General features: G+C 36.1%; 15 protein-coding genes and 1 pseudogene. 6 read left to right on the forward strand and 10 right to left on the reverse strand.

Going from position 1 to position 12,154, the window contains the following annotated elements:
- Positions 1 to 53: 53 nt before the first annotated feature.
- Positions 54 to 926 carry an aspartoacylase gene (locus AsFPU1_RS07140; protein WP_124971923.1) on the forward strand — a complete coding sequence of 291 codons (873 nt, stop codon included), beginning with the start codon at positions 54 to 56 and terminating at the stop codon, positions 924 to 926.
- Between the two features lie 9 nt (positions 927 to 935).
- On the opposite strand, the gene AsFPU1_RS07145 is transcribed toward AsFPU1_RS07140, so the two are convergent.
- Positions 936 to 2,315 (reverse strand): AAA-like domain-containing protein, encoded by a 1,380-nt coding sequence (locus AsFPU1_RS07145; RefSeq protein ID WP_124971921.1) that lies wholly within the window; start codon positions 2,313 to 2,315, stop codon positions 936 to 938.
- Between the two features lie 238 nt (positions 2,316 to 2,553).
- Between AsFPU1_RS07145 and AsFPU1_RS23000 the strand changes: the two genes are divergently transcribed.
- Complete coding sequence (locus AsFPU1_RS23000; protein ID WP_172957442.1) at positions 2,554 to 2,721, forward strand: hypothetical protein; 168 nt, start codon at positions 2,554 to 2,556, stop codon at positions 2,719 to 2,721.
- 134 nt (positions 2,722 to 2,855) lie between these two features.
- Here the strand turns inward: AsFPU1_RS23000 and AsFPU1_RS07150 are convergent, their stop codons facing one another.
- The 5 genes from AsFPU1_RS07150 to AsFPU1_RS07170 form a co-directional block, all read right to left on the reverse strand.
- Positions 2,856 to 3,473, reverse strand: coding sequence for a histidine phosphatase family protein (locus tag AsFPU1_RS07150; RefSeq protein ID WP_124971918.1), 618 nt, complete (start codon positions 3,471 to 3,473; stop codon positions 2,856 to 2,858).
- 297 nt (positions 3,474 to 3,770) lie between these two features.
- A complete protein-coding gene (locus tag AsFPU1_RS07155; protein ID WP_124971916.1) occupies positions 3,771 to 4,565 on the reverse strand; it encodes a YdcF family protein in 795 nt (264 codons plus the stop codon).
- A 217-nt stretch (positions 4,566 to 4,782) separates the two neighbouring features.
- On the reverse strand, positions 4,783 to 5,559 hold the full coding sequence (locus AsFPU1_RS07160; protein WP_124971914.1) for a class II glutamine amidotransferase: 777 nt from the start codon (positions 5,557 to 5,559) through the stop codon (positions 4,783 to 4,785).
- Positions 5,560 to 5,606: 47 nt separating this feature from the next.
- Positions 5,607 to 5,828 carry a hypothetical protein gene (locus AsFPU1_RS07165; RefSeq protein ID WP_124971912.1) on the reverse strand — a complete coding sequence of 74 codons (222 nt, stop codon included), beginning with the start codon at positions 5,826 to 5,828 and terminating at the stop codon, positions 5,607 to 5,609.
- Positions 5,815 to 6,036: an RloB domain-containing protein gene (locus AsFPU1_RS07170; RefSeq protein ID WP_124971910.1), complete on the reverse strand. Its 222-nt coding sequence runs from the start codon at positions 6,034 to 6,036 to the stop codon at positions 5,815 to 5,817. Before AsFPU1_RS07170 ends, AsFPU1_RS07165 begins: the two co-directional genes overlap by 14 nt.
- Positions 6,037 to 6,345: 309 nt before the next feature.
- Between AsFPU1_RS07170 and AsFPU1_RS07175 the strand changes: the two genes are divergently transcribed.
- Positions 6,346 to 6,945: a PEP-CTERM sorting domain-containing protein gene (locus AsFPU1_RS07175; protein ID WP_124971908.1), complete on the forward strand. Its 600-nt coding sequence runs from the start codon at positions 6,346 to 6,348 to the stop codon at positions 6,943 to 6,945.
- A 111-nt stretch (positions 6,946 to 7,056) separates the two neighbouring features.
- Here AsFPU1_RS07175 and fba read toward each other — a convergent pair whose 3' ends face one another.
- On the reverse strand, positions 7,057 to 8,136 hold the full coding sequence (fba, locus tag AsFPU1_RS07180; RefSeq protein WP_124971906.1) for a class II fructose-bisphosphate aldolase: 1,080 nt from the start codon (positions 8,134 to 8,136) through the stop codon (positions 7,057 to 7,059).
- 361 nt (positions 8,137 to 8,497) lie between these two features.
- On the opposite strand from fba, the gene leuB reads away from it, so the two are divergent.
- Both leuB and AsFPU1_RS07190 read left to right on the forward strand, forming a co-directional pair.
- Positions 8,498 to 9,598 carry a 3-isopropylmalate dehydrogenase gene (gene leuB / locus AsFPU1_RS07185; RefSeq protein ID WP_124971904.1) on the forward strand — a complete coding sequence of 367 codons (1,101 nt, stop codon included), beginning with the start codon at positions 8,498 to 8,500 and terminating at the stop codon, positions 9,596 to 9,598.
- Positions 9,599 to 9,680: 82 nt separating this feature from the next.
- Entirely contained in the window at positions 9,681 to 9,938 is a 258-nt protein-coding gene (locus AsFPU1_RS07190) for a hypothetical protein (RefSeq protein ID WP_124971902.1), read from the forward strand.
- Positions 9,939 to 10,116: 178 nt separating this feature from the next.
- Here AsFPU1_RS07190 and AsFPU1_RS07195 read toward each other — a convergent pair.
- The 3 genes and pseudogenes from AsFPU1_RS07195 to petN all read right to left on the reverse strand — a co-directional run.
- Positions 10,117 to 10,422 (reverse strand): annotated as a pseudogene (locus AsFPU1_RS07195) (helix-turn-helix domain-containing protein); the annotation flags it as partial.
- Between the two features lie 668 nt (positions 10,423 to 11,090).
- The gene (locus AsFPU1_RS22530) at positions 11,091 to 11,234 is read right to left on the reverse strand and encodes a hypothetical protein (RefSeq protein ID WP_172957441.1); all 144 of its coding nucleotides are present in this window, start codon (positions 11,232 to 11,234) and stop codon (positions 11,091 to 11,093) included.
- A 3-nt stretch (positions 11,235 to 11,237) separates the two neighbouring features.
- Complete coding sequence (petN, locus tag AsFPU1_RS07200) at positions 11,238 to 11,327, reverse strand: cytochrome b6-f complex subunit PetN (RefSeq protein WP_008277373.1); 90 nt, start codon at positions 11,325 to 11,327, stop codon at positions 11,238 to 11,240.
- Positions 11,328 to 11,830: 503 nt separating this feature from the next.
- Between petN and AsFPU1_RS07210 the strand changes: the two genes are divergently transcribed.
- Complete coding sequence (locus AsFPU1_RS07210; RefSeq protein WP_124973614.1) at positions 11,831 to 12,091, forward strand: MoaD/ThiS family protein; 261 nt, start codon at positions 11,831 to 11,833, stop codon at positions 12,089 to 12,091.
- The last annotated feature ends 63 nt before the right edge of the window (positions 12,092 to 12,154 follow it).

Genomic DNA, 12,154 nt, shown 5'->3' on the forward strand with positions numbered 1-12,154 from the left:
AATTATCCATTGTCAATTATCCATTATCCATTGTTAATTATCCATTATCTATTATGTCTAAGCAACAAATTAAAAAAGTCGCTATTGTTGGGGGAACTCATGGAAATGAATTAACCGGAATTTATCTGATTAAAAAGTTTACAAAAATTCCGAATTTTATTCAACGTTCTAACTTCGATACCTTAACTTTATTAGGTAATTTAAAAGCCATCAAATTAGTAACAAGATATGTAGATATCGACTTAAATCGTTGTTTTAGATCTCAAGATTTACAAAATCCAAACCTAAATAATTATGAACAAATAAGAGCCAAAGAAATTGCTCAAAAAATTCATCAAGAACAGGTTGATTTTATCATTGACTTACATAGTACGACTTCTGATATGGGCTTAACCATAATTTTAAACAGTAATCATCCTTTTCTATTAAAATTAGCCACTCATTTAACCTTAATAAATCCCTTAGTTAAAGTCTTACAATATGCTGCTATTCCTCAAAATCCTCCTTATTTAAGAAATCTTTGTCCTCTAGGATTAGCTATTGAAGTAGGAGCAATTCCTCAAGGGGTACTTAAAGCAGAATTATTTCATCAAACTGAAATTTTAATTAGCAATATTTTAGATTATATAGAACTTTATAATCGTCAAAAAATACCTAATACACCTAATAATTGTACAGTTTATAGACAAATTGGTATTATGGACTATCCTAGAGATAATTATGAAGAAATACAAGCTATGATTGCTCCTGAAGTGATAGACTATGAACCCCTCCATCCAGGTTCTCCAATGTTCCTACATTTTGATGGAAAAATCAGTGTTTATGAAGGAGATTCTATTATCTATCCTGTTTTTATTGGAGAAGCTGCCTATATTGAGAAAAAAATTGCTATGTCTTTAACCCTCAAACATCAAGTTAACTATTAAAGTAAATTGTTAATTACTAAGATTATCCTGAAAATAACGATGATATAATTCACAACTAGGTTGAGCTTCATCTCCTACTAAAATGATTAATCCCATACTCTCCAATTTATAAGCAATAGAAGGTTCTAATTGTATTCCTATCTCAGTTTTAACCACTTGTTTCATGCCTTCTGCTAACTCAGGAGAAGATTGTAAATTATTCCAATGACGACGTAAATGATCCCCATAAATTCCTCCTTGAGTTGGGGCTTTTTCTAATAATTCATTGTGGTAAATATTATTGGCACAAAAAGCATCTAATGCTAGACGAACCAAATAAGGATGTCCCCCCACCATCTCAATTAAATCTTGAGCAAATTGTTGTTTTTCTTGATCTTCTGACCAATCTAATCCATAATATTTAGCTAAAGTTAATACTTGTTCTAAATTAAATCCAGGTAACTTAACTTGTCGCCCTACATTAAAAGGAGATTGATTAGCATCTAACTTAATATAAACTTCTGTAGAATTAGCAATTACTAATCGTAAATTTTGCCAAATCTCTAAATTATTAGCTTCTTCATGCCAATAACGCAACATGGGTAAAAAATCTTTAGCAATATCAGGATGTTCAAACACTCGATCTAGATTATCTAATCCTAAAGCCAAAGGACAATTAATTTTTTCTAATAAATAACCTTGAAAATAAGTTTTACAACTGACTAAACTCCCAAATAATTCCTCATCCCAATAATCGTCAAGTTCAGGTTTAAACCCTAATTCTCGACTCACATTAGCAGAAAACCATCGTAAAAATTTATCTAAACTTGAGAACATCGCCCCTTCGACTGCCCGCAGATTTAGGTAAACTTTGCGATATTCAGCCGTCTCAGCTTGTGCTAAAATTGTATTTAATAAAGAAGTTTTGCCCATTTTTTCCGGGGCTTTAATGCGAATTAGGGCTCCAGATTTGAGAATTTCTTGACAACAATCAGACTCAATGGGAGGACGAGGAATATAAACAGGTGTATCCCATTTAATATTAGTATTTTGAGGATTAATCGGGGCAATATTGGGAAAAGTGGGAACATTTGTCTCTTGTTTCCATTGAGAATATTTGATATCCTTAAGCCATTCTCGTAGAATTTGGAATTTACCCGGCCCTTTGCTGTGGGGATCTAATTCAGGACAACCATTACATTGATTGCTAGAAAAGCAACTGTAAAGTTCTGTCATTTGCTTTTTATAAGTTTCATGACTTGCTGCTTCTGCGATTTCCCAAACTTCTGTATCCGGTTTACGCCAATTTTCATACGCAAAACGTACTAAAAAGATCTCTCTTAGTCGTCCCCGTAAATTTTGTTCGTTTGCCACTTCTTTTAAGAATTGATCCCAGCCTTTTGGTTTCATAGCGATCGCGTTATTAGATGATTCAGATCAAGGTGTTTCAGGATTAGCCTTGATAGCGGTTATTCAATCATTCTACTATTTTCTACTTTTTTCCATGTAGGAATCATCTTCGACCTTCTCGAAATCTGGAAATTTTGGGACTGACATCCCTAAATAATAGGTCTATTCTAAAGGTAGAGGGCAATAGCCCTAACCCTATAGTTAAAACCCTTGTGGTGTGAGTTAAGGAGATAACCTCATGATGAAACCTATGAAACGTCAACTAGCTTTAACAATAGTCCTTGCACTCTTCGTAATTTTCAGCGCGGAAGTTGCAGCAGTCGCCTCTAATAATAGTAACTCCGTTTCAGTGATCGCCAAAAATAACGAGTGTCCTAAAGGAGATCGTGACGATTGTAAAAAATAGACACTCTCTAGCTCTTTTCTTCCAGAAAAATTACTCATTTGTAAGCTGGGAAATTTCCTGGCTTTTCCTATAGTCACTTCCTCAGATTATATCAGTAAATCAACGTAATTAACCTAAAATAGTTTTTGATTTATCTACTTAAGATGGGAAGTATCCCCGTTTAATTCCATTTGCCAATTATTTTCATATCTGACTAATTTAACTAAACTGCATAAGGAAGTATTAACGGTCGGGTTTCCCTTAATTAATTCTTGAGTTATGGCTAATACTGATACTGAATGACCCACTAATAAGATATCCTCAGAATAATTAGTAATTAATTGTTTAATTGTTGTCCCTATGCGAGACATCATCCTTGTTTCTGTTTCGGGATAATTGGGGATAAGATATGAGGAATAATTCCAGTTAATACGAGGATAGTCTAATTCTAAAAGTTCTCTGGGATGGATTTGCGGATGTTCACTCATCCACTCTCGATTATGCCATTCTCCTAATCCTGATTCTAATTTAATATCAAGATTAAGGGTTTCTGCAATTTGATGTGCGGTTTGAATTGTTCGTAAAAAAGGTGAGGCAAAAATATGATTTATCTTTTCAAATTGTAACCGTTTTGCTAATTGTTTTGCTTGTATTATTCCATCCTCTGATAAAGGGGGATCATAACGACGTTTTGCTGTATTAAACCATTCAGGATTAACAAAATCTAAACGGTTTCCATGACGGGCAATCCAGACATTTTGATTATAACACATAAGTAATTTTAATAAAATAGCGACTCATCTTTGTATTTGATGTGCTTTGTTAAAGAGATCTAAAATTTTGTTAATAAAAGTTTCACCATCAAGTAGTTCTGTTTTTTCCTATGCTAAATTAATAATTAATGACAGACCTTATGTCTAATCCTATAAAGACTAAGTCCGCCTGTGCGGACAGCCATTCTAGGTTGCGTAGGCAACCTTTATTTGTATAGCTTAACTCTGAGCGAGTTAAGGTCTATCATTTGTAATAATTTAGCATAACTTGTCTGGTATAACCTTTTATTACTTTAATTATAACCAACCTTGTAACCGATAGATAATAATTCCTAAATATTCTTTTAAAGCTTGAGTTGTTTTAGCTAGACGACTTGCTTCGGGTAATAAATTAAAAATAACTGCACCAAAACTAATATTAGTTCCTCTTAAATCTGCTTCGCTAATTAAAAAGTCTGTAGGGGCAGGAATAACGTTAATTCCTTGTTTTTTAAAGATAGCTAAAGAACGAGGCATATGTAAAGCTGATGTCACTAATAATACCTCATTTATGTGTTTTTCTTCTAAAATCTTATTGACATTAATTGCATTTTCATAAGTATTTAATGATTCTGATTCTTGAATAACTGCTGTTTGAGGAACTCCCATTAATTGTAATAATTGAGTCATGTCTTTTGCTTCTGGTTCTTGTCCCCCTAACCAATCAATTCTTCCCCCTGATGCAATAATTAAAGGTGCTTTTTTATCTTGATATAATTTAGCTGCATAAATCACGCGATCGCCTTGTTCATTAACATCTACCATAGGACGAGGAAAAGTGGCTGATTTAGTCGCACCTCCTAAGATAATAATTGCTTCAGCTTGGGGAATTTCTTCTTTGTTTAAATATTGCCATTCTAGAGATTTAACTAATTCATTACTCACCCAACCATTACTAGATATTAGGATAATAATTAAAGCTAAAGCGAGGGGTATTTGTAGTTTAGATGACTTTCGCCATGCTAAAAATAAAGTAACGATAAGTAACACAGTTACTAAACCTAATGGATAGAAAAATAGAGGAATTAGTTTAGATAAAAATAAGAAACTCATTTTATACAATTAATCTAAAATTAGTGGTTCTACCAGACAAGTTATGCTAAATCATTACCAATAATAAACCTTAACTCGCTCAGAGTTAAGCTATACAAACAAAGGTTGCCTACGCAACCTATAATTCAGTCCGCTTTCGTGGACTTCGTTTTTATAGGATAAGGCTTTAGCCTTTTATTAATTGTTAGTTTAGCATAGTTTGTCCGGTAGAACCAAATTAATGCTCAATAGTAATAGGTAAACCATCTTGAAAAGCAATTAATTGATTAGGTTGTAAAGCTGTCCAGATTTCATTATCAGTTAAAGGAGTTGTCGCTATTATTGCTACGCGATCGCTTTCACGAGTTAACGCTTTAAAATCCACTGTAACATCTTGATCAATTAAATGAGCCGCCCCAAAAGGAGCTTGTCTTATAATATAATGTAAGTTAGTGGAACAATGGGCAAAAAATGACTCACCATCAGAGAGTAAATAGTTAAAAATTCCATGATTAGCTAAAGATAAAGTAATTTTATTGAGAGTATAATAAAGTTTTTTTAATGGGGGTTTATCATGAGGGAATTCTTGACGTAATTGATCTAAAATAAAACAAAATGCTTGTTCACTATCAGTAGTGCCTACAGCTTGATAAAATTGATAATTATTAGGTTCAAAAGTCAGTAAATCTCCATTATGAGCAAATACCCAATATCTGCCCCAAAGTTCCCGTCGAAAAGGATGACAATTTTCTAACTTAATTTCTCCTTTGGTTGCTTTACGAATATGAGCAATAACATGGGTAGAATGGATAGGATAACGTTTTACTAATTCAGCAATAGGGGAAACAGTAGAAGGTTTTGCATCTAAAAATAATCGACAACCTTTACCTTCAAAAAAAGCAATTCCCCAACCATCTTGATGTTCATCTGTTTTTCCTCCTCGTTCACAAAATCCTTCAAAAGAGAAACAAATATCAGTCGGGATATTACAATTCATTCCTAATAGTTGACACATATTAATATTAGATAGTTTAGGTTTATTTTGTCTTAAGATTTAGACTGTTAATTAAAATTCTTCTCGTTGATCAATGTTTCAATCAATAGATAAAATTGGGTTGACGGATTTTTGAGATTATCTTCTATATTACCATTATCAATATGAAATTGCTCTAAACGTTTAGCATTATTAATAGCAGTATTCATTTTATCTGATATCTTATTAAAGATTTCATCTGCTTTATCATAATTAAATATAGGTTTATTGAGATTTTTAATGATGAGCATACTTAACAACACCTAATAGATCACTATTTTTACTAGGTTGAACTTTAATATCAAGGGTTGAAAGTTTTAATTCTTTTTTAAAGGCTTCAAAATAATTATACTCAGTTTCTTCTCCTTCCACAACAATCAAAATAGATTTTCTAGGATTACGAAACCTTGAATCTTTTCTTTTTAATGATTCAGTAGATCTTGGATTTCTCTTAGGCATAATTAAAACTGAAATTCACCGATAAAAGGAATTGCACCATATCTTCCTTGTAAATAAACCTTTTGTAAGGATTCATTTTTTAAATCAAATTCTATTAATTTATCTGAGTTTTTGAGATGACGTAAAGTTGTGATAGAAAAAATTTCCAAACCCTATATATAGTCACGCGGTTTAAATGCACAACAGCTTATAAGGCTTTTACCCTTTTTGTCAAAGCCCTAGTAAATAACATAACATGGCACTAATAAGAGAAAGTGTGCTTAAATTTTAATTAGTATTATTTTCTAATCTATTTCACTAGGAGTAATCATGAAACGTTTTTTGACTCAACTTGCAGCTACATCTGCGGCTACCATTACGTTGTCAATGGCGATCGCACAACAAGCTCAAGCCATCACCTTTAATTTTAACTGGCAAGGGAGCGGTGGTTATTCAGCAACTGGTATGTTCGGCTATGATGAAACTACAGCCCCAACTATTATTTCTGAAAATGGTCCTGGAACGACTAACGACCTAGATTTCTTGATGGTTTCTTTCTTCGGTCCCGGCAACACCCCTATCGTCTCACCCTTTGCTACATATAATACCGTTGTTAATGGGGTGTCTCAATCTCGTTTTTTCAACTTCAACTTTAATACTGTTACTAAAACATTCTTTGGTCCTTTTGATGTAGGAGGAGGTACGGGTGTAATTGGAGAACAATTCCTACAAGGAACAGTTGGTACTCTCTTAGAATTAAAGCAAGATGTCAATCAAAATCCTGCAAACCCTCCAACTATCTTATCTCGAAATTCTGGGTCTATTACAGTTACTCAAAAAACCCCTGAACCTACTTCTATTTTAGGCTTATTAGCCTTGGGAGGATTGGTTGCTGGTTCTACTATCAATAAGAAACAGAAAGCCAAATAAACAAAGGCCGACTTAAGATATCAATAATCGATAAAAAATGGGTAACTTAATATAAGTTACCCAAATCATTCAATCATAAACCATGATTGAATTTCTAATCCTAGTGCAGAACTATACAGCAACAGTGGTTTTAGTTCCAGCAGTCAATTCACCTTTAGCATACTTATTAGCATAATCTTCAAGAGACATTTGCTTGATTTTGCTGGCATTTCCGGCAGTCCAGAACTGTGTATAACGCTCAAAACAAACTTGCTTCATGTAAGTAATAGAAGGTTTCATGAAGTGACGGGGGTCAAAGTTAGAAGGATCTTTAGCAGCAGCTTCACGAATAGCAGCAGTGATCGCCAAACGGTTATCGGTGTCAATATTGACCTTACGAACCCCACTCTTAATACCTTTTTGAATTTCTTCAACAGGTACACCGTAGGTTTCAGGAATCTTACCACCGTATTCATTGATCATATCAATCCATTCCTGAGGAACAGAAGAAGAACCGTGCATTACCAGGTGAGTATTAGGCAAAAGAGCGTGAATTTCTTGGATACGACTAATGGCTAAAACATCGCCAGTAGGTTTTTTGGTGAATTTATAAGCACCATGACTGGTACCGATGGCAACTGCAAGGGCATCAACTTGAGTCTTAGTTACAAATTCTACCGCTTCTTGAGGATCAGTTAATAATTGATCATGGGAAAGCGCGCCTTCAAAACCATGGCCATCCTCAGCTTCACCTTTACCAGTTTCGAGGGAACCTAAACAACCGAGTTCACCTTCAACACTAGCACCCACAGAGTGAGCAACTTTTACCACTTCAGCAGTAACGTTAACGTTGTATTCAAAGCTGGCAGGGGTTTTAGCATCTGCTTCTAAGGAACCATCCATCATCACACTGGTAAAACCGTTGCGGATAGCACTGTAGCAGGTTGCAGGACTGTTACCATGATCTTGGTGCATGGCAATGGGAATATGAGGATAGCTTTCTGCTGCGGCTAAAATTAAATGACGGAGGAAGTTTTCCCCTGCATATTTACGGGCACCGCGAGAAGCTTGTAAGATAACGGGGCTGTCGGTTTCGTCAGCAGCCTGCATAATCGACAGGATTTGCTCTAAATTATTGACATTGAATGCAGGAATACCATAACCGTTTTCTGCCGCGTGATCTAAAAGCAGCCGCATAGGTACGAGCGCCATATATGTCCTCCTAATCTATATCTTTTATTTTGTCAGTGAGTCGTCAAGAAAATTAATTCTCTTATTTGTTAATCTTAAGATAGTTTTCAGTATTTGACTCACTTGATTTAAAACTTTTTTAGATACATATTTTGGTTGATTTGTCAAGTCGATTTTAAAGACATTTCGGTGCAATTTAGTGCTTGTGTGCTTTGATTGTTTGAGCTTTCTCGTTGAACCTCCACTACCGTGCATACGAGTTGATTCCCATATAGACTCAATATAAAGCCGCCCTAAAACGGCGGGGTTTTAAACCCAAATTTTCGATAAAATATACATACTCTAAAAACGCCCCCAGGAATAACCCCCTGGGATTTATCATATGATCAAAAAGAACGTTAAGGGAAAATACTGCGTAACCCTTCTTCCTGGTGATGGCATTGGCCCTGAAATCTTGGCAGTAACAGTAGATGTACTCAAAGTCATTGGTAAACAATTTGACATCCCATTCGACTTTCAAGAAGCCCTTATCGGTGGGGCCGCTATTGATGCTACAGGAGAACCTCTACCCGCAGAAACTCTCCAACTTTGTCGTAATAGTGATGCTGTTTTGTTAGCAGCTATTGGGGGTTATAAATGGGATGAATTACCCCGTCATCAACGCCCTGAAACCGGACTGTTAGCCATTCGCGCTGGCTTAAATCTGTTTGCTAATTTACGTCCAGCGACGATTTTACCTCAATTAATTGATGCTTCTAGTTTAAAACGAGAAGTGGTTGAGGGTGTTGATATTATGGTCGTCCGAGAATTGACTGGGGGCATTTATTTTGGCCAACCTAAAGGCATTTTTACCACTGAAACCGGAGAAAAACGGGGAGTCAATACTATGGCTTATACAGAGTCGGAAATTGACCGTATTGCTAAGGTTGCTTTTGAAACTGCCCAAAAACGCCAAGGAAAACTCTGTTCAGTTGATAAGGCTAATGTCTTAGATGTTTCTCAATTATGGCGCGATCGCGTGACTTTAATGGGGCAAAAATACCCAGATGTAGAACTATCTCATATGTATGTGGATAATGCGGCCATGCAGTTAGTGCGGGCCCCTAAACAATTTGATACTATCGTCACGGGCAATTTATTCGGGGATATTCTCTCGGATGCGGCCGCCATGTTAACCGGAAGTATTGGTATGTTACCTTCTGCTAGTTTAGGCTTAGAAAAACCGGGTCTATTTGAACCTGTTCATGGTTCGGCCCCAGATATTGCAGGCCTTGATAAAGCTAACCCTTTGGCGCAAATTCTCAGTGCGGCTATGATGTTACGCTATGGTTTAGAACAACCCCAAGCCGCAGATAAAATTGAACAAGGGGTTTTAGAGGTGTTAGCCCAAGGTTATCGCACGGGGGATATTATGTCTTCTGGGATGAAAGCATTAGGTTGTCGCGCTATGGGAGATGTGTTATTGAAGGTTTTGGAATCTTAACTAGGGATTTATTCGTCTTTTGATAGAGACCGATTTGATTGGGATAAACTACAATCAAGTGAAAGTGTGGGGAGACACAGCAGTGGCATTTGCATCTCAAGGAAGACAAACCAGAAACCCAGCAATTGAACCGATTATCCTCGATCCATTGCTATTACGGGCGGCGCAAAAAATTTATCGTACTTATTGCGCCTTCCATCCTCATCGGGGTCATCGTCCCTATGGTATCGCTATTCATACTAAAAGTCATCGAGGACAACTTATTTTTCGGGAAAATCCTGTATTATTGCCAGGGGAATGTTTTGTTTCTATTAAACAATTAGAAACTCAGCTTTATTGATGAGAATGACCAAAGAGTAATACATAACATATTACATCCGTAACACGAAAAGCGATCGCACAAAAGCAGTAAATAAATATTAGTAAAGAGGAGACGGGGGGCAATAATTGGACTCTACTACGGCCAAGACTCAGGTAAACAAAACTAAATAGTCGTCCCAATTATTACCCCCACGTGCATAAAAACGTTTTCCTCTTTCATTATAACCATAGCCATAATCTTCTCTATTATCCATGCCCGCCTCATCTATATAAACTCTTTGCTCAGGTTTATATCTAGCTATTTCTTCAGAGAATTTCTGTCTAGCGAAGTCTCCTGTTTCTTTAAGACGCTTCAGCCATAAATCTATGGTATTACGACTAATGTTGAATAGTTCGCTTGCTTCACTCTTTTTGAGTCCATCAAGCTCGGTGCTTTCGCACTCGCGCAGCGAGACCGCATTAATGACTTTCTGGCGCAGGTCATAACTGTAGGGTTTAGCCATAGAGAAGAAAAGTTTAAGGGTCTTTCTCTATTCTATGTCCTAATCGCCCTGGCGATTGCTATACATGGAGAGGAGAAGAAGTCAAGCCAGAAATGTTATTTAAACCGGAAACAAAAACCCAGAATTAAAGTAAAAAATAAATACTGGAAATAAGCACCCCTGGAAGAACCCCCAGGGGTTTAAAACTGAAGAGGTAATGTATTTAAAGGAAAAAACCACCCTATTTTTAGGGTGGTGGAGGTCAACTGATACATCTGAGGAGGAAATCAAGATGTAATGAAAACTGTAAAGATTTTTCTGACTAAATAACTGACAAAACAATTATTTTGGCTATTAAATGTTATAATTAAAAAGACTTGGAATTAAACGTTATTTTCGATTGTTGTAGTTCTAACGAGAAAAGGATTAGAAAAGTTTCTAGCCGATAAATAATTAAAAAATAGTCCACTTACTATTAGGAAAGCAAGAATTACGACGCTTTGGAAAATAAATTGATTAACTTTCATGATTGTTTTCTGCGTGACTCGTATCCCTCTACACCTATTAGAATAACCCCAAACACCAGAGGAAAACTTCATCCATGTTGGTGTTTAAGTATCACCTAAGCGGGTGAATTATCCTCAGGAGAGATCAGGGAGAAAGACGCTTTGTCTCCTCCCTAACGGCTATTATCGTCTCATTTTTTTATCTCGGTCTTGACGACGGCGATCGCGCCATTCTACAGTTGTTAGGTAAAGGATACCCCCACTGACCAAGACTAGGAGGACGACAGCAGATACAAACAGAACATCGAGGATAGATATTGTTTCCACTGTTTAGAAACCGTTACGACCCCAAACGACCATGGCAATAGACCAAGTAAATAAGGCTAATACGCTAACCCAACCGAGAGCCAAAATATCCATAGCTATGTGTGTCTCTTAAAAATCTGAGTCTTCAAAACTACAGCAACTATGATACTTCTATTTGTGATGTTGTGGATCAATTGGGAGCAGATGTGTCAAATTTAGAACGGTTAGAATCAGTTAAAGCTGGGGTTTTAGGGGCAATTACCTTTATTATTCCCTATTTTCTTACCCTCAGACTCCATGATGTCCTTTGGGAATATACCCCCATCCCCCCACTCACTCTGGGATTAAAATTAGCGATCGCCCTCATCAGTGGGTTTTTATTTGGGGTCACTTACCGCTATATTATTCGCAATGAGACCAATTCTCATCTTAAAGATGGAGCAGTTTTTGCCTTTGGATTAATTCGGGGATTAGTACCTTTAGAAATGTCACCCCAGGTTCTAGACAGTTTAGGAGAAATCAGTATCTTAGGTATAGAAAGTATTCTCTGTTTTGCCATAGTTCGGTTTAGTATTGATTTTGCTTTACATCGCCATTGGATTAAACCATTTCTTCTTATGTCTCAACCTGACCTAACCATTACTCTTAAATTATTTGCTGCTTATCAAGAAGCTTACGGAATATCCCAAATTAGTCGTAATTTTCCCTCACAAACAACTGTTAAAGCTGTTTTAGAGACTTTAATTGAGGAACATCCTGAATTAGAAAAATGGCGTGAGGTTACTCGGTTTGGGGTGAATTTTCAATTTGTTGAGGCTGATATATTACTTCAGGATGGGGATGAGGTGGTATTTATTCCTCCTGTCAGTGGAGGTTAAATAATTGATAATTGATAATTGATAATTGATAATTACCTCTCCCTAGAAATATTGAACAGTTAG

This window comes from Aphanothece sacrum FPU1, from assembly GCF_003864295.1.
GTDB lineage: Bacteria > Cyanobacteriota > Cyanobacteriia > Cyanobacteriales > Microcystaceae > Aphanothece_B > Aphanothece_B sacrum.